The sequence below is a fragment of the Nocardioides aromaticivorans genome (assembly GCF_013408525.1).
GTDB lineage: Bacteria > Actinomycetota > Actinomycetes > Propionibacteriales > Nocardioidaceae > Nocardioides > Nocardioides aromaticivorans.
In genome coordinates, this window is sequence record NZ_JACBZM010000001.1 from 2,930,946 (window position 1) to 2,952,400 (window position 21,455).

The window sequence follows — 21,455 nt, forward strand, 5'->3', positions numbered from 1 at the left end:
CAGGGACTACCCTGCGGCGGTCAGCGGAGCCAGGCCGCGGTGTCGGGTGGGAGGACACCGCCGGGCAGCGGGCCGCTGCTGATCAGGACCTCGCCGTCGGGCAGCCCCGCGGGGCGGTCGCCGGTGTTGACGACGACGGTGACATCGCCGCGGCGGATCACCAGCACCTCGTCCTCCGCCACCGCGGTGGTCGCGTCGGGCACGCCCTTGAACACCGCACGGCGCACGGCGAGCGCGCGGCGGTAGAACGCCAGTGTCGAGTCCGGGTCGGCCTGCTGCGCCTCGACCGTCAGCCCGGCCCAGTCGTCGGGCTGCGGGATCCACGGCTGGGTGCCGTCGGCGCCCCCGAAGCCGTACGGCGGCGCCGAGCCCGACCACGGCAGCGGCACCCGGCAGCCGTCGCGCCCCGGCTGGCCGGTCCGGAACCACGACGGGTCCTGCCGGGCCTCGGGCGGCACGTCCACCTGCTCCAGGCCGAGCTCCTCGCCCTGGTAGAGGTACGCCGACCCGGGGAGCGCCAGCATGGCGAGGGTCGCGGCGCGACCGCGGGCGATGCCGGCCGGCCCGCCGCCGTACCGGGTGGGGTGGCGGACGACGTCGTGGTTGGACAGCACCCAGGTCGGTGCGGCCTCGGCGGTCGCCACCGCCGCGATCGAGGACGTGATCACCTCGGCGAAGTCCGCGGCCGACCACGGGGTGCCGAGCCAGCCGAAGTTGAACGCCTGGTGCAGCTCGTCGGGGCGGATGAACTCGGCCATCGACTCAGCGGTCTGCGTCCACGCCTCGGCGACGGCCATCCGGTCGCCGGGGTACTCCTCGAGCACCTTGCGCCAGCGGCGGTAGACGTCGTGGACCTCGGGCTGCTCCCACATGGGCTCGTCGCGCAGGGTCCGCTCGACCATCGACTCGGGCTGGCTCTTCTTCCTGCCCTTCGCCTTCTTCGTCTCCTTCGGCAGGACCTGGTCGCGCAACGAGGCCTCCTTGTAGAGCCCGTGCGCGACGTCGACGCGGAAGCCGTCGACGCCCCGGTCCAGCCAGAAGCGCAGCACGCCCTCGAACATGTCGCCGACCTCGGGGTTGCGCCAGTCGAGGTCGGGCTGGGAGCTGTCGAAGAGATGCAGGTACCACTGGCCGTCGGGCACACGCGTCCACGCCGGCCCGCCGAAGATCGAGCTCCAGTTGTTCGGCGGCTCGCTGCCGTCGGCCCCCTTGCCCTCGCGGAAGAGGTAGCGGGCGCGCTCCGGCGAGCCCGGCCCGGCGGCGAGGGCCGCCTGGAACCACACGTGCTGGTCGGAGGTGTGGTTGGGCACCAGGTCGACGATCACGCGCAGCCCCAGCTCGTGGGCCGTCGCGAGCAGGGTGTCGAAGTCGGCGAGGTCGCCGAAGAGGGGATCGACGTCCTCGTAGTCCGCGACGTCGTACCCGTGGTCCTTCTGGGGGGAGCGGTAGAAGGGCGTGATCCACAGGGCGTCGACACCGAGGTCGCGCAGGTGGGGGAGCCGGGCGGTGATGCCGGGCAGGTCGCCGATGCCGTCGCCCGGGACGGGCATCCCGTCGGCGAAGCTGCGGACGTAGACCTGGTAGACGACGGCGTCGTACCACCAGGGATGGGTGCTGGTCATCGGAAGTCCTCCGGGTCGATCGCGATCCAGACGTGCTCGGCCGTGGCGACCACCTCGTCGCCGGGCCCGTACAGCGTGGCAGCCGTGAACGTCTTGCGCCCGTCGAGGCGCCGCTGCTCGCCGACCACGACGTAGCGCTCCGACGTGCGGGGCAGCCGGTGCACCTCGACGGTGATCCGGCCGAGCACCGACGGACGGCCCTCGAGGTCGCTCGACCAGCCGCCGGTGCAGTCGAGGGCGGCCCAGGTGACCGGGACGGTGCTCTCGTACGGCGTCCAGGTGGCCGCGACCCGGTCCGTACCCACGGCTCCCGGGAAGATCCGCAGTCCGTCGCCGGGTCGGCGGGCGGGCCCGCACACGAAGCAGCCCGGGAAGGGGTGCGTGCGGTGGCCCGGGTACGACGCCTCCGCCTCCGCGGCCTCGCGGGCCGGGGCCGGCGCGACGGCGGTCGGCGCGTGCTCGGCGTACGACGCCTCCGCGACGAGCCCCCCGTCGTGGCTGATCGTGGCGCCGTTGGCCGTCGCGGTGAGCGGCATCGGCGTCTCGAGCGGCGGCGGCTGGCGCAGGGTGACCGTGACCGCGCGCCCCATCGACTGCCCGGGCAGCCGCGCGGCGAGGGCGCCGGCGACCCAGCCGCCGTTGCCGGAGCGTGGCGGGCCGTTGAACCGGTGGGGGACGAGCAGCGTGGTCACGATCCCAAGCCTGCCAGCAACATAGGAACACGGCCGGCAGCGCGGCGGGACGCGGCGCCGGGCAGCGTGCTGACCCCCTCCGCGGTAGACGCGCTCGGCGAATGCGACAGAATGGGCAGGTGAGCGACCTGATCGACACCACCGAGATGTACCTCCGCACGATCTACGAGCTGATCGAGGAGGGCATCGTCCCGCTGCGGGCGCGCATCGCCGAGCGCCTGCACCAGAGCGGGCCGACGGTGTCGCAGACGGTGGCCCGGATGGAGCGCGACGGTCTGCTCACGGTGGAGGGTGACCGCCACCTCGAGCTCACCGAGGACGGCCGCCGGCTGGCGACGCGCGTCATGCGCAAGCACCGCCTCGCCGAGCGCCTGCTGATCGACGTGATCGGCCTCGACTGGGAGCAGGTCCACGAGGAGGCCTGCCGCTGGGAGCACGTCATGTCCGAGAGCGTCGAGCGCCGCCTGCTCGAGCTGCTCGACCACCCGACCGAGTCGCCCTACGGCAACCCGATCCCGGGTCTCGACGAGCTGGGCGAGGCCAAGCCGGTCCAGGACTTCATGGACGACGTCGAGCCCCTCTCGAAGGCCGCCTCGAAGGACTCCTCCCGGGCGCTCGTGCGTCGCATCTCCGAGGAGATGCAGAAGGACGAGGCGTTGATGAGCGCGATGCGCCGCGTCGGTGCGCTGCCCGACAAGACGATCACCATCCAGTCGACGGCCGACGGCGTGCTCGTGGGCTCCGGTGGCGAGACCGCGGAGATCTTCCCCGAGGCGGCCGACCACATCTTCGTCAAGAAGCTCTGACGGCGGCGAGCGCGGTCAACCACTCGCTGGTCCCCGCCTCGACCTTGTACGACGCCAGGTCGTCCCCGCGGGTCGTCCCCCGGTTGACGATGACCACCGGCGTGCCCTGCCGGGCGGCCCGGCGGACGAAGCGCAGCCCGCTCATCACGGTGAGGCTGGACCCGGCGACGAGCAGGCAGCCGTCGGTGCCGGCGAGGGCCTCGACGGCGGCGTAGCAGCGCTCGACGCGCGGCTTGGGGACGTTCTCGCCGAAGAAGACGACGTCCGGCTTGAGCGCTCCGCCGCAGTCGAGGCAGGGCGGCACCACGAACCCGGCGGTGTCCTCGAGGTCGACGTCGCCGTCGGGGCGGACTGCCACGTCGGCGTGCGCCGCGGCCCAGCCGGGGTTGGCGTCCTCGAGCCGTTGCTGGAGGGCGGCGCGCGGCGTCGTACGACGGCAGGCGAGGCAGATGACGTCGGCGATCCGTCCGTGCAGGGCGACCGTGCGGGGCGTCCCGGCCGCCTCGTGGAGGCCGTCGACGTTCTGGGTGATGACCAGCGCGGCGCCGAGGGCGGCGACGGCGCGGTGCCCGGCGTTGGGCTCGGCCCGTCCCATGCGGGACCAGCCGAGGTGGCTGCGCGCCCAGTACCGCTGCTGCGCGGCCGGCCCCGACACGAACTCCTGGTAGGTCATCGGCATCCGCGCCGGCGCCCCCGGGCCGCGGTAGTCGGGGATGCCCGAGTCGGTCGAGAGGCCCGCCCCGGTCAGGACCACGAGCGGTCCGGCGGTGCAGCGCTCGAGCGCGGGGTCCTGCTGACCGACCCCCTGGTGCCCGGGCTGCTGGCCGACGAGTGTCACCCGATCAGGATACGAGCGGCACGAAGACGTAGCGGCCGTGCTCCTCGACCTGCGGGGTCGAGCCGGGCCGCCGGTGGATCCGCAGCATCCGTCCGCGGACCGGGCCGACGAGGGTGCCGTCGGGGGTGAGCTGCTCGACCAGCGGCACCGGGACGTGGGCGGCGTCGGCGGACACGAGGATGCGGTCGTACGGCGCGCCGTCGGGCCAGCCGAGCTCGCCGGGGAGCGCTTGGTGGAGCTCGATCTGCGGTAGTCCCTGACGAAAAGCACCGGACGCGGACGGATTCCGGTGCTTTTCGTCAGGGACTATCCCGAGGGCGCGACCGCAGGAGGCCAGCACCTCCGGGATGATCTCCACGCCGGTGACGTGGCCGTCCGGGCCGGTCAGGTGGGCCAGGAGGGCGGTCGTCCAGCCGGAGCCGCAGCCCACGTCGAGCACCCGGTCGCCGGGCCGGACGGCGAGGAGCTCGAGCATGGCGCGGACCGTCGACGGTTGGGAGTTGGTGACGTCGTACCCGATCGGGAGGGCGCGGTCGACGTCGGCGAACCGTTGCTGGTCCGGCGGCAGGAAGCGCGCGCGGGGGACCGCCGCGAACGCGGCGGCGACGCGGGGATCCCGGGGATCACCCGTAGCGGAGCCGCGCACGCTCGCGCGCCTTCTCGGCCTCGACCTCCCGGTTCTTCGGCGGCGCCGTGGTGACCAGGTCGTCGAGGAGGTGCTGGGTGATGTGGGCGATCTCGTGGACCGCACGGTCGAACGCGGCCTGGTTGGCCTGGCTCGGCTTCGTCGTCCCGCTCACCTTGCGCACGAACTGCAGGGCGGCAGCGGTCACCTCGTCGGTGGTGGCCGGCGGCTCGAAGTTGTTGAGCGGACGGATGTTGCGGCACATGCCTCCACGGTACGCCGCAGCGCCGACCGCCGGCCCCGGTCGCGGCTCAGGACAGCTCGAAGAACTGCGCCTTGTCGCCGGTCACCAGCACGACCCGCCCGTCGGGGAGGGGGACCGCGCGCACGTCGTCCACGTCGGCGCCGTACTCCACCTGGACGAGGCGCTGCTGCAGCTTCCCGTCGACGAGGTGGACGACCGAGACGAAGCCGACCCGGGTGCGGGCGGACCTATCCAGCACCGTGATCACCGTGCGCTCGTCGGGCAGCCAGGTGAACGCGCGCGGGTCGGCGCCGGCGAGCGCCCGGAAGGACCGGCCGTAGTCGTGCACGTCGAGCCGCTTCACCCTGCTCACGTCGCGGACGTCGAAGAGCCCGATCTGCGCGCCCCAGCCCCCCTTGCCGTCGGGACCCTCGCCGAGGCCGATCATCCGCCAGGAGCCGAGCGGGTGGAGGTAGGTCGAGAAGCCGGGCACCTTCAGCTTGCCGAGCAGCCGCGGCTTCGCCGTGTCGCTCAGGTCGATCGCGTACATCGGGTCGACCCTGCGGAAGGTCACCAGTACCGCGAGGTCGTCGAACCACCGCACCGACTTGATGTCCTCGTTGACGCCGAGCCGGTCGAGCCGGCCGTGCTCGACCAGCTCCTTGCCCTGGCGCTGCAGGGTGATGACGGAGTTGAAGCTGCCGGTCTCGCTCGTCGGCCCGACCGCGACCCGCAGCACCCCGTCGGCCTCGTCGACCGACCAGCGGTCGGCGATCGAACCCTCGACCTCGCCGGAGGCGACGTGGGTGGCGGCGGTGCCCTCGAGCTCGAATTCGAAGAGGTACGACGTCCCGCTGGCCGGGCCGCGCACGACTGGTGAGCCGACGCCGTCGAGGCAGCGGATGCAGTCGCCCCACCCGCCACCGCCGGCCTGGGTGGCGAGGTAGAGGTGGTCGACCGACTCGTAGGCGATGCCGGTGTGCCCGGCGAGGCCGATCGCGTCCAGCTTGGCCGGGCTGCCGGCGTCGAAGCCGACGATGCTGGTGGTGTCCAGCAGCAGGTCGTCGGAGGGGACCGCGACGTTGGTGCAGTCGAGGAGCTGCTTGCTGTCGCCGTCGGCGGTGACGGTGGGCAGCCAGTCCTCGATGGTGGTCTTCGCGACGAGCTCGCGGTTCCTCTTCAGCGCCTCCCGCTCGGTCACCTTGCCGCGCGGCTCCACGAAGTCGAGCTGCGGCAGGCCGGACTCGAGCACGACCCGGATCGCCTCGCCGTGCTGGCGCGCGGACATCAGCCCCGCGTCGTAGGTGACGTCGTCGGTGACCTCGGGCGCCGACGGGTCGGCGAGGGAGACGGTGAGGACGCGGGTGCCCGGGTCCTCGTCGTCGGACTCGTCGTCGCGACCGACCGCCACGACGGTGTCACCGGACAGCAGCACCTCGGCGTCCTCGACGCCGGTCAGCGGGATCGAGGAGAGCTTCTCGGTGGAGGAGCCGGAGACGTCGTAGGTCACCAGGTCGTCGTCGCGGACGGTGACGAGGAGCCTGCCGTCGGTCTTGACGGAGTCGGGCTCGTCGACGCCGGCCTCCTGCACGTTGGTGCCGGTGTCGCTGTTGGTGACGCGGTCGGTGCGGGGCGCACGGTCGTTCGCGCTCTTGGTGAAGTCCTCAACGCTGGCCTGCTCGCTGAGGGGCATCGTGCGCCTCGCGCCCTCCAGCAGCCCGTCGTAGCCGTCGGCGTAGTAGTAGGGCCCGCCGCCCCACCCCCACGCGGACACCAGCTCCTTCCCGCGCTTCCGGTACGTCGCCAGCAGGTCGTCGCAGGACTTCGCCGGCTCGAGGTCGGCCTGGAAGGCGACGCGCTGGGGCAGCGCCTGGATCCCGCCGGGGCTGCCCGGACCGGACCCGCCGTCGACGAGCGTCCCGGCGACGAACGCGCCGGCCAGGCCGGTGACCACGCCGGCGGTCAGCAGCGGGCGGAGCAGCACCCGCCGGCGGCGGCGCTGCTCGCCGGCCGCGGCGGCGAGGATCGAGGTGACCGGCGCCTTGCCGGTCGGGTAGTCGTCCCAGAGGTTCTCGAGATCGGTCATTTCGCGTCTCCAGCGATGTCGAGGAGGTGGTCGTTGGCAGCGAGGTGGGCCAGCGCCCGGGAGAGCCGGCTCTTGACCGTCCCGGGCGGTACGCCGAGCGCCTCGGCGGTCTGCTTCTCGCTGAGCTGGACGAAGTAGCGGAGCACCACGACGTCCCGGTTCGGCTTGGTCAGCCCGCCGAGCGCCCGGTGCACGGCGTCCGCGATCGCGACCCGCTCGGCCGCGTCGGAGCCGCCGGGGTCGGTCGCGGGCCGGTCGAGGGCCGCCTGGTCGTCGTACTGGCGGTCCTTCCACCACCGCGTGCGGCGGGTGTCGCGCAGGCAGTTGAGGAGCATCCGGTAGACGTACGCGTCGCGGTTGTCGGCGCTGCTGACCCGGTCCCAGCCGGTGTAGCAGCGCACCAGCGTCGTCTGCGCCAGGTCCTCGGCCTCGTCGGGCCGGGCGCCGAGGAAGACGGCCGCGCGCACCAGCGACGGCCAGCTCTGCTCGACGTAGTCGGCGTAGGCCGACTCGTTGTGTGGTTCCACGGGCGCTCCGGTTCTCCTGGCTGCTTGCTGAAGGTACGACGGGGGCAGCCCGGTCCGGGGTTCCATCGGGTCCCGAGACGGTCGCTGGGCGACCTCCTCGACCACCGGCGGGGGCGGATGGAAGAGTGACGCCATGGCTGACAGCTCCCGCCCGTACGACGTCGTCCTCTTCGGCGCCACCGGCTTCACCGGCGGCCTCACCGCCGACTACCTCGCCTCCCAGGGAGGTGACCTGCGGTGGGCGATCGCCGGACGCAACGAGCAGAAGCTGGAGGGCGTGCGCGACCGGCTCGCCGCGACCAACCCGGCGCTGAAGGACCTGCCGATCCTGGTCGCCGACGCCGAGGACACCGACGCGCTCGCCGAGGTCGTGGCGACCACGAAGGTCGTCGCGACGACGGTCGGGCCCTACATCGAGTACGGCGGCCCGCTGGTCGCCGCGTGCGCCGTCGCCGGCACCGACTACGTCGACCTGACCGGGGAGCCGGAGTTCGTCGACCGCACCTACGTCGAGCACAACGCCGCGGCGGAGGGCTCCGGCGCGCGGCTGGTCCACTGCTGCGGCTTCGACTCGATCCCGCACGACCTCGGCGCCTACTTCACCATCAAGGAGCTGGCCAAGGAGGTCGGCGGCGAGATCACCGCCCCGGTCACGATGCGCGGCGTCGTCCGCTCGAGGGCCGGCTTCTCCGGCGGCACCTTCCACTCGGCGCTGACGGCCTTCTCGCGGGCCCGCCAGATGAAGGAGGCGTCCGGCGCGCGCCGCCGGATGGAGCCGCGTCCCGAGGGCCGCCGGTCCCGGGCGTCGGTGGGCAGGCCGAGCCGCGACCACGACCTCGGGTACTGGCTGCTGCCGCTGCCGACCATCGACCCGTTCATCGTCGCGCGCAGCGGGGCCGCCCTGGCGTCGTACGGGCCGGCGTTCACCTATTCCCACTACGCCGGCACGAAGACCCTGCGCTACGCCGTCGGCGGCGCCGTCGGCGTGAGCGGCCTGACCGTCGCCTCGCAGGTGCCGCCGCTGCGCAACGCCCTGCTGAAGCGGGTCCCGCAGGGCGAGGGGCCCTCGGAGAGCCGCCGCGAGAAGTCGTGGTTCACCGTCGACTTCGTCGCCGAGTCGGCCGGCAGGAAGGTCCACACCCGGGTCTCCGGCGGCGACCCGGGCTACACCGAGACCGCCAAGATGCTGGCCGAGTCGGCCGTCTGCCTCGCCCTCGACGAGAACCCCAACGTCTCCGGCCAGGTGACCACCGCGACCGCGATGGGCGACGCGCTGCTGGCGCGGCTGCAGCGGGCGGGCATCTCGTTCGAGCGCCGTTGACCTCGGTCTTCCCCGAGGAGACGACGACGGCCGCCCGGGTGACCGGGCGGCCGTCGTACCTGCGATGGGCCGTGGCCCCACTCCACGACCCACGTGCGGGGGAGGTCAGCGGCGCGCGAGCCGCTGGCGGGCGAACGCCGCGCCCGCCGCGGTGACGACACCGCCACCGGCGAGCACCCACATGAGCTCCAGGCCCTGATCGTCCTCGGTCGTCGAGACGGCGCCGGCGTCGATCCGGGTCGGGACCGGGACCTCGTCGGCGATCAGGCCGCCGCTGTTGAAGACGTCGAGGTCCTCCTTGTCGCCCTTGTCGCCCTTGTCGTCGCCGCCCTTGCCGCCCTTGTCGGCGGGCTCATCCTCGGGCTCGTCGCCCGGCTCCGGGTTGGCGATGTCGCCGGGGCCGTCGGGGCCGCCGTCCTCGGGGTTGGCGATGTCGCCGGGGCCGTGGGGGTTCGGCTCGGGGTCCTCCTCGCCGTTCGGGCCGTCCTTGTCGTCGGGACCGTTCGGGTTCGGGTCGTCGCCCGGCTGGGGCTGCTCGAAGTCGCCGGGGCCCTGCGGCTCCGGGGCCGGCGGGTCGGGCTGCGGCTCCGGCTCCGGGTTGGCGATGTCGCCGGGACCCTTCGGGCCGTCCGGGTTCGCGATGACGATCGGGCCGTCGGGGTCGAAGCCGTCGGCGTGGGCGACGCCGGCGCCGAACGCGACCGCGCTCACGGCGATCGGGGTGGCGACCAGCAGGCGGAGGGCGGTGCGGGCGGTGCGGTTGCGGTTCATGACTACTCCCTGGTTTCGGTGGGCCGTGGTGGCCTTCGTTGGGAGTAGGAGCAGCGGGTGCTCGGGACCTTGCAGATTTTCTGGCGAGTTTTTCGGGATCCTTCCGGGGCTCCGCGCGGGATCAGCCGACCCGGCGCAGCACGCAGACGAGCAACCGGTCGCCCTGCAGCTCGTGCTCGGTGTGGCTCTCCAGCGCGAACCAGTGGTCGCGGAACGCCCGGCGCACCTGCTCCGGCGTCCGGTAGTCCTCGTGCCGCCGTGCGAATCCCTGCGGCAGGTCCGGGCGCGCCGGACCGCCGGTGTCGGCGCCGAAGGTGGCGGTGACCAGCCGGCCGCCGGGGCGCAGGACCCGCGCCCACTCGTCGAAGGCGAGCTCGGGCTCGGCAAGCAGGTGCAGGGCGGTCACGCAGGTCATGAGGTCCACGGACTCCCCGGCGACCGGCAGGGCGGCGGCGTCCGCCTGCACGAACTGGGCCCGCGGCAGCGCCGTCCGCGCGACCGCGAGCATGCCGGGGGAGAGGTCGACGCCGACCAGCCGTGCCTCGGGACGGCGCGTCGCGATCGCGCGCAGCACGAGCCCGGTCCCGGTCGCCACGTCGACCACGAGCCCGTCCCCGAGGTCGGGGGCCCGCTCGGCGACGAGGGCGGCGAGGTCGCGGTGCATCCCGCTGGCGTCGTACGTCGCGGCGCGGGCGTCGTAGTGCGCGGCGACCGCCTGCTGCTGGGCTTGCGCCTGTCGGAGGTCGGTGAGGAGCGAGAGGTGGAGTTCGCGCTCCTGGAGGACCGCGGCGCGCTGCCGGCCGGAAGTCTGGCGGAACTGCAGGTCCGCGACGGCCCTCGCCTGAACGATGTCGAAGCCGAAGTGGTCGCGCAAGGCGGCGTTCGCGCCATCCTCGTCAGCGCTGTCCAGAACCAGCTGCAGCACCGCGACCGGGTCCTCGAGAGCGGTCGCGAGCGCGGAGATGACGTGGAGTCGATCCTCGACCTGGCGGATCCGCTCGGCGAGCGGCGGCGGTCCGTACATGCGCCCGACCCTCCCATGTCAGGACGGTCATGTCCCGAGAAGGTGTGCGAAGACGATCGTGTTGTCCGGATAGCCACTGGCCGTCCGCGTGCCGCCGCAGGTGATCAGCCGCAGCAGCACGTCGTCGCCGACGGGCCAGATCCGGTCGTAGGGGAGGCGCTCCTTCGGGACGTCCTCGACGGCGTCGACGACGAAGGTCGCCACCGCGCCCGGGCGGTGCACCCGGATCGTGTCCCCGGGCGTGAGCCGGGCGAGGTCCCAGAAGACGTCGGGCCCGTCCGGGCCGTGCACGTGCGCGACGACGACGGCGCCGCCCGGCTCACCGGGACGGGGGCCGGGGGAGTACCAGGCCGCCTTCCCGAAGTCCGGGGTGTCGAGCGAGCCGTCGGCCTTCAGCCCGCGGGCGGTCAACCGCTCGTCGACGCCGATCGCGGGCACCTCGATGCGGCTCGGTGCCGCGACCCGTTGTGCCGGCACTGGTGCGGCCGGGACGGGCGGTGCCGGTGGCAGCGCCAGCGCCGGAGGAGGTACGACGACCGCCGGCTCGGGCTCCGGACCGCGGAGCCCCAGCAACAGGCCGGCCACGAGGGCCAGCACGCCGGCGGCGAGGGCGAGGTCGGTGATCAGTCGGCGGGTGCGCTCCATGGGGGTAGGAGCGCGGCGGCGCCGGGACCTTGCACTTTCCGGGTCAGCCGGGGCAGGGGTCGAAGGTGAAGGTGCGCGACCTGCTCGACCGCAGGCCCGCCTTGTCGGTCGCGGTGAAGGTGACCTTCACGTTGCCGCCGACCGCGACCGGGATGGTCACCCGCCAGCGGCCGCCGGACAGCGTCGCCGTGGCCTGGCCGTCGGCGGAGCCGGACCACGTGGCCTGGACCGACTGCACACCGGTCCCGTCGCTGACGGCGGCGGAGACGGGGATGCTGCAGCTGGTCGCACCGGCGGTGATGGTGCCGATCACCGGCGCCCGGTTGACGGTCAGGCTCACGGCGACCAGCACCGTCCCACCCGACCAGGTGACCGCGACCTGGCCGCGGTGCGTCCCCTCGGCGAGCCCCGAGCGGCTCGCGGTGATCCGCAGCCCGGTGGCGTCACCGGCGGCGACGGAGCCGCCCCCGGTGGACACCGACAGCCAGCCGACCCGTGGCCGCGCGGTGAAGTCGACCGGGCTGCCGCCGACGTTGGACAGGCGCACGGTGTCGCTGGAGCGCCCGGTGCCGAGGTCGATCGAGCGGGTGGAGACGCGCAGGTCGCCGGGCGCGGCGACGGTGGCGTCGGTGCTGGCGGCGGTGCTGCTGGGAGCGGCCGCGGACGAGGTCGCCGTCGCGGACGAGGTGGGCGCGGTCGTCGTACCCGCGGGGGTGGAGGAGGGGGACGCCGGGGTCGACGAGGCCGAGGTCGCGGTGTCGACGGCGACGAGGTCGTCCTCGCCCTGCGGCCAGAGCACGGCGAGCAGGCCGACCCCTGCGAGCAGGAGCAGGACGGCGGCGATCGCCGCCAGCGCCCGACGGCGGCGCGCGCCGCCGTCGTCCGTACCGGCGCCTCCTGCCGGCGGCGCGCCACCGGGCGTCGGCTGGTCCACGTAGAACGCCACCAGCCGCTCGTCGCCGAGGACCCGGTCGCGCAGCGACGGCGGGGCGGCGAAGGCCGGGACGCCGGCGAAGAGGGCCAGCGGGCTGACCATCAGCTTGCGGCGGGTCTCGCAGACCTCGCAGCCGTCGATGTGCCGCGCGACCCGCTTGCGGATGAGCGGCGAGAAGGTGCCGTCCCAGTCCTTCAACAGCGCCGCGAGCTCCTCGCAGTCGTCGCTGCCCCTGCGCGCGATGAGCAGCGCGCCCAGGGCGCGCTCGACCTGGTCACGCGCGCGGCTCAGCATGACGTAGGCGTTGGCCGGGGTGACGTCCATCGCCGCCGCCAGCTCGGCGCCCTCGAGCCCCTGCCGCAGGTGCAGGTCGATCAGCGCGCGGTCGCGGTCGTTGAGACCCTCGACCGCGGCCCACACCAGCTCGCGCAGCTCGGCCTGGACCGCGTCGTCCGCAACCTGGTCCTCGGGTCCCCGTCCCTGGTCAGGCATGGCTTCCAGCCATTCGTCGTCGTGCGCCTCGCGCCCCCGCGCGCGCAGCGTGCGCAGGCACTCGTTGCGGACCACGGCGTACAGCCACGGCCGCAGCCGCGACGGGTCGCGCAGCTGGCCGACCTTCTCGGCCATCACGACGAAGGAGTCCGCGACGCAGTCCTGGGCCTCGACCGGGTTGCGCAGCATCGAGAACGCGAAGTCGTGCAGCCGGTCGGCGTACTTCTCGTAGACGGAGGCGAAGGCCTGCCGGTCCCCGGCGAGCACGCCGGCAACCAGGGACGCGTCGTCGGGCAACGCGTCCGAGGAGCTCATGGCGAGATCGTAGGGACACACGAGTACGAGCGCCCACGACTTCGCACCTTTCACTTTTCCAGAAGTAGAACGAGTTCTAGTGTTCGGCCATGGACAGCACCCGTACCCCGGCCGAGGCGGTCCGTGGCCTCTGGCGCACGCTCTCGGACCGCGACTGGACCGGCATCGCCGACTGGGTCACCGACGACTGCCTCTACGTCGACATGCCCGTCGGTCCCGCCCTCGCCGCGCGCGGGCCGGTCGACATCGTCAAGCGGCTCCAGGTCGGCCTGCGCGACCTGGCGGCGTACGAGAACCACGAGGGGCTGCTCGTCGCCGACGGCGACGTCGTCATGTACGAGCACTCCGAGACGTGGACCTTCGGGACCGGCGAGGTCGTCGAGCTGCCGTTCGTGACCGTGCACCGGGTGCGCGAGGGCCGGGTGTGCCTGTGGAAGGACTACTGGGACTTCGGAGGCGTCGCGAACAGCGCTCCGCCGGACTGGCTGGAGAGCTTGCAGGCCGCCGACATCTCCTGGGTGTACGACGCCACCGGGCAGGTCTGAGGCGTCGTCGGCCGCCCCCGGCCGACCGGGGGCTGGATGGTGCCGACAACGAATCGGCCGCAATCCTGTGGGATCTGTTGTGTCGGCGGGAGGCCGCTGACTGGCACTGTCGGGAACGTGCCTGAGGTCTCTCGAATCGCCATCGTCAACCGCGGTGAGGCCGCGATGCGGCTGATCCACGCCGTCCGCGACCTGAACGCCCGGCACGCGTCGCCGGACGGGCCGATCCGCACCGTCGCGCTCTACACCGACGTCGACGCCGGGTCCGCCTTCGTGCGAGAGGCCGACGAGGCGTACCTGCTCGGTGCCGCCGCCGACCGGCCCTATCTCGACCTCGCCGTCCTCGAGCAGGCGCTCACCCGGACCGGGGCGGACGCCGCCTGGGTCGGCTGGGGCTTCGTGGCCGAGGACCCCGCGTTCGCCGAGCTGTGCGCCCGGCTGGGCGTCACCTTCATCGGCCCCAGCGCCGACGCGATGCGCAAGCTCGGCGACAAGATCGGCTCGAAGCTGATCGCCGAGGAGGTCGGCGTACCCGTCGCTCCGTGGAGCCGCGGCGGCGTCGACACCCTCGAGGAGGCGCTGGCCAGCGCCGAGGAGATCGGCTACCCGCTGATGCTGAAGGCCACCGCCGGTGGTGGCGGCCGCGGCATCCGCAAGGTCACCTCCGGCGAGGAGCTCGCCGACGCCTACCAGCGCACCCGCGACGAGGCCGAGCGTGCCTTCGGCAGCGGCGTGGTCTTCCTGGAGAAGCTCGTCACCGACGCCCGCCACGTCGAGGTGCAGGTCATCGCCGACGGCCAGGGCACCGCCTGGGCGATCGGCGTGCGCGACTGCTCGGTCCAGCGGCGCAACCAGAAGGTCATCGAGGAGTCCGCGTCGCCGCTGCTGGCGGACGCGCAGGCCGCCGACCTCAAGGGCTCGGCGGAGCGGCTCGCCAACGCGGTCGGGTACGCCGGCGCGGGCACCGTCGAGTTCCTCTACCACCCGGGCGAGCGCACCTTCGCCTTCCTCGAGGTCAACACCCGCCTGCAGGTCGAGCACCCGATCACCGAGGAGGTGACCGGCACCGACCTCGTCGCGCTGCAGATCCAGGTGGCGCGCGGCGTCCCGCTCACCGGCGACCGGCCCACGGAGCGCGGCCACGCCGTCGAGGCGCGCCTCAACGCCGAGGACCCCGACCGCGACTTCGCGCCCGCGCCCGGCCGGATCACCCGCCTGGAGTTCCCGGCCGGTCCGGGCATCCGTGTCGACACCGGCGTCGCCGAGGGTGACACCATCCCGGCCGACTTCGACTCGATGATCGCCAAGGTCATCGCGTGGGGTGCCGACCGCGACCAGGCGCTGGCCCGCCTGCGCCGCGCGATGGGCGAAACCACCGTCGTCATCGAGGGCGGCGCCACCAACAAGAGCTTCATCCTCGACCTGCTCGACCAGTCCGAGGTCACCACCGGCACGCCCGCCTGGGCCGACACCGGCTGGATCGACCGCGTGCGCGGCGAGGGCCGCCTGCAGGCCGCCCGCCACTCCGGCGTCGCGCTCGTCGCCGCCGCGATCGAGGCGTACGCCGAGGAGGAGCGCGCCGAGATCGCCCGTCTGCTGCAGACCGCCCAGGGCGGGCGGCCGCAGGTCCAGCACGACCCCGACCGCACCATCGAGCTCAAGCTGCGCGGGGCGACGTACGCCCTGACCGTGCGGCAGACCGGACCCGCCCGCTACCAGGTCACCGTGGCCGCGGGCGCCGACGAGCGCACGGTCACCGCCGGCCTGGACCGCATCGACGAGGTGCACGGCCGGCTCACCGTGGACGGCCACCGGTTCCGCCTGGTCACCGCCACGCACGGCCCCGTCCAGCTGGTCGAGGTCGACGACGTCATGCACCGGGTCAGCCGCGACGAGGGCGGCATGGTCCGCTCGCCCGCGCCCGCCCTGGTCGTGTCGACGCCGCTCGCCGTCGGCGACGAGGTCACGGCCGGCCAGCCGGTGCTTGTGCTCGAGTCGATGAAGATGGAGACCGCGCTCCACGCGCCGTTCACCGGCCGGGTCAAGGAGCTCCTCGTCCGTGTCGGCAGCCAGGTCGAGACGGGTGCGCCGCTGGTACGCCTCGAGCCGACCGGTGACGCCGCCGCCGAGGCCGGCAGCACCGCCCGGATCGCCGACCTCGACCTGCCGACGCCGGTCGGTGCCGCCGCGGGTGCCGAGGGCTGCCCGCTCGACGAGATCGCCAGCCAGATCCTCGGGTACGACGTCGAGGCCGGCCGGCGCCAGGAGCTGCTGGCCGCGCACCTCGCCGGTCGTGACGCGAGCGCTGCCGGCACGCTGCACGCCGAGATGGCGCTGCTGTCGCTCTTCACCGACTTCGCCGAGCTCAGCCGCAACCGCCCGGCCGGCGACGAGCCGCCGGCCGAGCTGCGCGTGCACAGCTCCCGCGAGTACTTCCACACCTACCTGCGCAGCCTCGACCCCGACCGCGGCGCCCTGCCGGACCACTTCCGCGACAAGCTGCTCAAGGTCCTCGCGCACTACGGCGTCACCGACCTCGAGCGGACGCCCGAGCTCGAGCGCGCCGTCTTCCGGGTCTTCCTCGCGCAGCAGCCGCCGTTCGAGGTCGACGTGGCCGTCGCCGTCCTCCAGCGCTGGCTCGGCGACCCGCCGCCGGCCGCCGAGGACGCCGCCGCCGTCCGCGCCCTGCTGGAGCGGATGGTCCGCGCGACCCAGCTCCGCTTCGCCGCCGTCGGTGACCTGGCCCGCTCGGTCCGGTTCGGCTGGTTCGACCAGCCGCTCGTCGACGACGAGCGCCGGAACGTCCTCGGTGGCGTCGCCGCCGAGGTGGAGGCCCTGACCGACCCGGCCGCCCCCGACCGCGACGCGCGGATCGACGCGCTCACCGCGATCCCCGAGCAGCTCGTCGGCTTCCTGCGCGACCGGATCGCCGAGGGCCTGCCCGCCCGCGAGCCGCTGCTCGAGGTGCTGATCCGCCGCCACTACCTCGAGTTCGACCTGCACGACCTGACCGTCAGCAGCCCCGAGGAGTACGACGGCCGCCCCGTCGTGCACGCCGAGTACGCCACCGACGAGAAGGGCGCCACCCGGGTCGTCTCCACGATCGGCGACATCGCCGAGCTGGCCGACCCCGGCAGCGCCCTGGGTGCCGCGATCACCTCGGTGCTCACGGCCGACCACGACGACGTCGTCGAGGTCTACCTGCGCTGGCCCGACGTACCGGCCGACCCCGACGAGGTCTCGGCCGAGGTGGCGAAGATGCTCGCCGGCCAGGAGTTCGCCGCCCGCGCCCGCCGCGTCTCCGTGGCGGTCTGCCCGCCGGCGCCGCAGCCGGTCGGCTACTTCACGTTCCGCGCCGAGGACGGCGCCGAGCTGGTCGAGGACACCCTGGTCCGCGGCATGCACCCGATGGTCGGGCGCCGGCTGAACCTGTGGCGTCTGCGCGAGTTCGACGTCACCCGACTCACCGCCCCCGACGACGTGCTCCTCTACGAGTGCGTGGCCAAGGCGAACCCGGACGACCGGCGCCTGGTCGCCGCCGCGCAGGTGCGGCAGCTGGCCGTCGTACGCAACGAGGACGGCGACGTGATCGCCCTGCCGCACGCCGAGCGCGCGGTCGAGAACTGCCTGGAGGCGATCCGCCGCGTCCGCACCGCCCGCGGCCGCGAGGGCACCAAGCTCGACGTCAACCACGTGTGGGTCACCGTGTGGCCGGTCGTCGACGCCGACCTCGACCAGCTCACCGCGCTGCAGGGCAAGATCACCCCGCTCAGCGAGGGCGCCGGCATCGAGGAGGTCCTCGCCGAGGGCCGCGTCGCCGGCCCGGACGGCACGCCCGTCCCGCTCGCGATCCGCTTCCACGCCAAGCCCGGCGCGGGCGTCGTCGCCGACGTGATCACGCCGCCGACCGAGCCGCTCGCGCCGATGGACGAGTACGCCGCCAAGGTGCTGCGGGCGCGCCGTCGCGGGCTGGTCTACCCCTACGAGCTGCAGGCCGTGCTCGCCGGTGGCGGCACCCTGGTCGAACACGACCTCGACGACACCGGCGCACTGGTGCCGGTGGACCGCGCGCCGGGCCACAACAAGGCCGGCATCATCGCCGCCGTCGTCACCACGCCGACCGCGCTGCACCCCGAGGGCATCACCCGCGTCGTGCTGTGCGGTGACCCGCTGAAGTCGCTCGGCGCCGTCTCGGAGCCCGAGTGCGCGCGGATCATCGCGGCCATCGACCTCGCCGAGCAGATGGGCGTCCCGGTCGAGTGGTTCGCCGTCTCCGCCGGCGCCCGGATCTCGATGGAGAGCGGCACGGAGAACATGGACTGGGTGGCCGCCGCGCTGCGCCGGATCATCGAGTTCACCCAGGCCGGTGGCGAGATCAACATCGTCGTGGCCGGCATCAACGTGGGCGCCCAGCCGTACTGGAACGCCGAGGCGACCATGCTGATGCACACCAAGGGCATCCTCGTGATGACGCCCGACAGCGCGATGGTGCTGACCGGCAAGCAGTCGCTCGACTTCTCCGGCGGCGTCTCGGCCGAGGACAACCACGGCATCGGCGGTTACGACCGGGTGATGGGCCCGAACGGGCAGGCGCAGTACTGGGTGCCCGACCTGGCCGGCGCCTTCGGCGTGCTCATGGCGCACTACGAGCACACCTACGTCGTCCCCGGCGAGGCCGGCCCGCGCCGCGCGCCGACCACGGACCCCGTCGACCGCGACGTCACGACCCACCCGCACGAGGGCGACTTCGCGACGGTCGGCGAGATCTTCTCCGCCGAGCACAACCCCGACCGCAAGCGGCCCTTCGACATCCGCACCGTCATGCGGGCGCTCGCCGATGCCGACCACGAGATGCTCGAGCGATGGGCCGGCATGGCCGACGCCGACACCGCCGTCACCGTCGACACCCGCATCGGCGGCCACCCGGTCAGCCTCATCGGCATCGAGTCCCGCCCGGTGCCGCGCGCCGGCTTCCCGCCCACCGACGGCCCCGACACCTACACGGCCGGCACGCTCTTCCCGCGCTCGTCGAAGAAGGTGGCCCGCGCGATCAACGCGGCCTCGGGCAACCGCCCGGTCGTCGTACTCGCGAACCTGTCGGGCTTCGACGGCTCACCCGAGTCGATGCGCAATCTGCAGCTGGAGTACGGCGCCGAGATCGGTCGCGCGATCGTCAACTTCCGCGGCCCGATCGTGTTCTGCGTGATCTCGCGCTACCACGGCGGCGCGTTCGTGGTGTTCTCCAAGCGGCTCAACCCGTCGATGACGGTGCTGGCGATCGAGGGCTCCTACGCCTCGGTGCTCGGCGGCGCGCCCGCCGCGGCCGTCGTGTTCGCGGCCGAGGTCGCCAAGCGCGCGGCCGCCGACCCGCGGGTCGCCGAGCTGGAGCAGCGGATCGCCGGGGCCGAGGACGCCGAGCGCGGGGCGCTCGTGGTGGAGCTCGCCGAGCTGCGGGCCCAGCTGCGCGCGGACAAGATCGCCGAGGTCGCCGCCGAGTTCGACGGCGTCCACAACATCCACCGCGCGGTCGAGGTCGGCTCCGTCGACGAGGTCATCGCCGCCAGCGACTTGCGACCCAAGGTCGTCGCCGCGATCGAGAAGGCCCTCCCCGCCTGACCCACCCCCTCCGCCGAGTTGCCGGTTTGCCCGGTCGAGTTGCCGGTTTGCCCGGTCGAGTTGCCGGTTTGCCCGGTCGAGTTGCCGACTCCTGACGAGGGGCCGGACGAAACCGGCAACTCGACGACTCGAAGTGGCGAGTCGGCGCGAAAAGGTGGCAAGTCGGCGCGAAAAGGCGGCAAGTCGCGCGGAGGGTCAGACGGGGGTGATGGGGAGCGAGCGGCGGGGCTGGAAGGCGAAGGTCGCGCCGGTGCTGAAGCGGGTGACGGCGACCTCGTCGGCCTCCGGCGCCGGTTCGGTACGACGGACGACGCGCCCCAGCCAGCCACCGCCCTCCGGCAGCGGCGAGACCTCCACGTCCAGGTGGGCGTCGACCGCCCGGACGACCGCCTGCAGCGCGCCGGTCCACCCGGGGCCGCACAGCGAGATCCAGGCCTGGTCCTCGTGGGCGGGGGACGGGCGCACGACGAGGGTGTCCTCGGCGAGCGTCGCGTCGACGTACACGGCGGGGTTGAGGAGCGGGTGCACGGCGAGCAGCCGGACCGCGGCCGCCACGGGGTCCGCGAGGTCCAGCAGCCCCAGTGCCCGGGCGAGCCGCTCGGCGCCGATGCCGGCGACGCCGACGAGCTGCTTGCGGCGCAGCTTCTCCAGCTCGGCGTCGGTCTCGGTCCGCTCGGCGACGGCGAGCGCGAAGCCCCGGTCCAGCAGGTGCATCTGGAGGCAGACCTCGTCGGCGATGCGCACCAGCGCGGACTTCGAGAAGGCGGCGAAGTCGATGTCGGAGAGCAGCGGGCCGGCGTAGTCGGCCAGCCCCTCGTCAGCCGGGTCGATCGGCGCCAGCTCGAGGGTCGCGGCCCGGGACGCGGCGTTGACCGCCAGGGCCGGCACCGGCTCGGGCTCGGGGAACGCGTCGTCGATGACGACCGTCCACGCACAGTGCGGGTGCCCCTCCGCGGCCCGCTCGGCGTCGCTGCGCGGCGGGCGGTGGATCGGCCGCACCTGCGCGTGCGGGTTGGAGGCGATCGCGGTCGCGTCGAAGGTCGGGTCCTCGATGTCGTGGCACATGCCGCGCACGTAGTCCTCGCCCATCGGCTCCACGTCCATCAGCGCGCCGCAGTGGTCGAGCCGGAACTCCCCGCGCCACGGGTCGTGGACGGTGTAGCGGAAGTCCATGAACTGCGGGGGAGCGCCGATGTCGAGCTGCAGCCCCTTGAAGATCGTCACCACGTCGCCGCGCCCCGGCTCGGTGGGCGCGTAGCCGAGCGCCTCCTGCATCCGCCGCGTGTAGATCGGCGAGGCGGCCGCCCACTCCTCGATCGCGACCTGGAGCATCTCCTCGCGCCCGAAGGCCGCGATGCACCACGCCATGCCGGAGCGGTCGATGAGCTGGCCCATCAGCAGCAGCTCGGGTACGACGACCGCGAGCTCCTCGCGGGTCAGGTCGGCGAAGCGGCTCGCCATGTCAGGCCGACAGCCCCAGGCGGGCCGCCATCTTGTCCAGGTAGGTCAGCACCGCGGACTCGTCGGAGTCGGGGACGCCCCAGATCAGCTCGGACGCACCGGCGCCCATCCAGTCGGCGAAGTCCTCCTCGGTGGGCCGCTTCGCGACCAGGATCCGCACGTCGGGCTGGCCCTCTCGGCCTGCGTCGGCCCACACCTTGCGCAGCTTGTCGGCGTTGGCGGCGACGTCGGTGGTGGTGGGCGTGGTCATCCAGCCGTCGGCGTTCGCCGCGATCCAGTCGAAGGTCTTCGGGCCGGCGCCGGCGCCGATGATGACGGGGATCCGGCCCTGCGGGGGCTTGGGGTAGGCCCAGCTCGGTCCGAACGAGACGAACTGGCCGTCGTACGACGCCTCCTCCTGGGTCCACAGCGCCCGCATCGCCTCGAGGTACTCCTTGAGGACGGTGCGCCGCTTCTCCGCGGGGACGTGGTGGTCGGTCAGCTCGTCGGTGTTCCAGCCGAAGCCGGCGCCGATGGTGACCCGGCCGCCGGAGAGGTGGTCGAGGGTGGCGAGCGTCTTGGCGAGGGTGATCGGGTCGGACTCGACCGGCAGGGCCACCGCCGTGGAGAGCCCGATCGTCGTGGTGACCGCGGCGCAGGTCGCCAGCGAGACCCACGGGTCGAGCGTGCGCAGGTAGCGGTCGTCGGGCAGCTCCTCGCCGCCCGTCGGGTGCAGCGCGTCGCGGCGCACCGGGATGTGGGTGTGCTCGGGCACGTAGATGGTGTCGAACCCGCGCTCCTCGGCGGCCACGGCGAGGCGGGCCGGCGTGATGCCGCGGTCGGAGGTGAAGAGGACGATCCCGTTGCGCATGTCCACCAAACTAGAACGAGTTCTAGGAAATGTCTTGCGCC

Annotated in this window: 17 protein-coding genes; 4 read left to right on the plus strand and 13 right to left on the minus strand. The window is 73.5% G+C overall.

What is annotated here, in order from left to right; all coding sequences use genetic code 11:
• Window positions 1-20: 20 nt before the first annotated feature.
• Together BJ993_RS13900 and BJ993_RS13905 are read right to left on the minus strand one after the other, a co-directional pair.
• On the minus strand, window positions 21-1,622 hold the full coding sequence (locus BJ993_RS13900) for a glycoside hydrolase family 13 protein (protein WP_179649321.1): 1,602 nt from the start codon (window positions 1,620-1,622) through the stop codon (window positions 21-23).
• On the minus strand, window positions 1,619-2,314 hold the full coding sequence (locus tag BJ993_RS13905) for a hypothetical protein (protein WP_308645569.1): 696 nt from the start codon (window positions 2,312-2,314) through the stop codon (window positions 1,619-1,621). The genes BJ993_RS13900 and BJ993_RS13905 overlap by 4 nt, the downstream gene beginning before the upstream one ends.
• A 119-nt stretch (window positions 2,315-2,433) precedes the next feature.
• On the opposite strand from BJ993_RS13905, the gene BJ993_RS13910 reads away from it, so the two are divergent.
• A complete protein-coding gene (locus tag BJ993_RS13910) occupies window positions 2,434-3,120 on the plus strand; it encodes an iron-dependent transcriptional repressor DtxR (protein WP_036550400.1) in 687 nt (228 codons plus the stop codon).
• Here the strand turns inward: BJ993_RS13910 and BJ993_RS13915 are convergent.
• Genes BJ993_RS13915 through BJ993_RS13935 form a run of 5 tightly spaced genes read right to left on the minus strand, consistent with a single transcriptional unit; the run spans window position 3,107 to window position 7,440 of the window.
• Window positions 3,107-3,958 (minus strand): Sir2 family NAD-dependent protein deacetylase, encoded by an 852-nt coding sequence (locus BJ993_RS13915; RefSeq protein WP_179649323.1) that lies wholly within the window; start codon window positions 3,956-3,958, stop codon window positions 3,107-3,109. The genes BJ993_RS13910 and BJ993_RS13915 overlap by 14 nt on opposite strands.
• 4 nt (window positions 3,959-3,962) lie before the next feature.
• Window positions 3,963-4,604 (minus strand): protein-L-isoaspartate O-methyltransferase family protein, encoded by a 642-nt coding sequence (locus tag BJ993_RS13920; protein WP_179649325.1) that lies wholly within the window; start codon window positions 4,602-4,604, stop codon window positions 3,963-3,965.
• Window positions 4,582-4,848 (minus strand): DUF2277 domain-containing protein, encoded by a 267-nt coding sequence (locus BJ993_RS13925; RefSeq protein WP_036550403.1) that lies wholly within the window; start codon window positions 4,846-4,848, stop codon window positions 4,582-4,584. The genes BJ993_RS13920 and BJ993_RS13925 overlap by 23 nt, the downstream gene beginning before the upstream one ends.
• Before the next feature lie 46 nt (window positions 4,849-4,894).
• Entirely contained in the window at window positions 4,895-6,913 is a 2,019-nt protein-coding gene (locus BJ993_RS13930; RefSeq protein WP_179649327.1) for a beta-propeller domain-containing protein, read from the minus strand.
• Window positions 6,910-7,440, minus strand: coding sequence for an RNA polymerase sigma factor (locus BJ993_RS13935; protein WP_218864699.1), 531 nt, complete (start codon window positions 7,438-7,440; stop codon window positions 6,910-6,912). The genes BJ993_RS13930 and BJ993_RS13935 overlap by 4 nt, the downstream gene beginning before the upstream one ends.
• Before the next feature lie 133 nt (window positions 7,441-7,573).
• Here BJ993_RS13935 and BJ993_RS13940 point away from each other — a divergent pair, with 133 nt between their 5' ends.
• On the plus strand, window positions 7,574-8,761 hold the full coding sequence (locus BJ993_RS13940; protein ID WP_179649329.1) for a saccharopine dehydrogenase family protein: 1,188 nt from the start codon (window positions 7,574-7,576) through the stop codon (window positions 8,759-8,761).
• Window positions 8,762-8,866: 105 nt separating this feature from the next.
• On the opposite strand, the gene BJ993_RS13945 is transcribed toward BJ993_RS13940, so the two are convergent.
• From BJ993_RS13945 to BJ993_RS13960, 4 genes are all read right to left on the minus strand, one after another.
• Window positions 8,867-9,532, minus strand: coding sequence for a hypothetical protein (locus BJ993_RS13945; protein ID WP_179649331.1), 666 nt, complete (start codon window positions 9,530-9,532; stop codon window positions 8,867-8,869).
• 121 nt (window positions 9,533-9,653) lie between these two features.
• A complete protein-coding gene (locus BJ993_RS13950; protein WP_179649333.1) occupies window positions 9,654-10,556 on the minus strand; it encodes a class I SAM-dependent methyltransferase in 903 nt (300 codons plus the stop codon).
• A 27-nt stretch (window positions 10,557-10,583) separates the two neighbouring features.
• A complete protein-coding gene (locus tag BJ993_RS13955) occupies window positions 10,584-11,201 on the minus strand; it encodes a sortase domain-containing protein (protein WP_179649335.1) in 618 nt (205 codons plus the stop codon).
• A gap of 43 nt (window positions 11,202-11,244) precedes the next feature.
• Complete coding sequence (locus BJ993_RS13960) at window positions 11,245-12,942, minus strand: sigma-70 family RNA polymerase sigma factor (RefSeq protein ID WP_179649337.1); 1,698 nt, start codon at window positions 12,940-12,942, stop codon at window positions 11,245-11,247.
• Window positions 12,943-13,031: 89 nt separating this feature from the next.
• Here BJ993_RS13960 and BJ993_RS13965 point away from each other — a divergent pair, with 89 nt between their 5' ends.
• Entirely contained in the window at window positions 13,032-13,487 is a 456-nt protein-coding gene (locus BJ993_RS13965; RefSeq protein ID WP_179649339.1) for a limonene-1,2-epoxide hydrolase family protein, read from the plus strand.
• A gap of 117 nt (window positions 13,488-13,604) precedes the next feature.
• Window positions 13,605-19,103, plus strand: a complete 5,499-nt coding sequence (locus tag BJ993_RS13970; protein ID WP_308645570.1) for an ATP-binding protein — start codon at window positions 13,605-13,607, stop codon at window positions 19,101-19,103.
• 195 nt (window positions 19,104-19,298) lie between these two features.
• Here BJ993_RS13970 and BJ993_RS13975 read toward each other — a convergent pair whose 3' ends face one another.
• Together BJ993_RS13975 and BJ993_RS13980 are read right to left on the minus strand one after the other, a co-directional pair.
• Window positions 19,299-20,564 (minus strand): hypothetical protein, encoded by a 1,266-nt coding sequence (locus BJ993_RS13975; protein ID WP_179649343.1) that lies wholly within the window; start codon window positions 20,562-20,564, stop codon window positions 19,299-19,301.
• Window position 20,565: 1 nt separating this feature from the next.
• On the minus strand, window positions 20,566-21,414 hold the full coding sequence (locus BJ993_RS13980; protein ID WP_179649345.1) for an LLM class F420-dependent oxidoreductase: 849 nt from the start codon (window positions 21,412-21,414) through the stop codon (window positions 20,566-20,568).
• Window positions 21,415-21,455 lie beyond the last annotated feature (41 nt).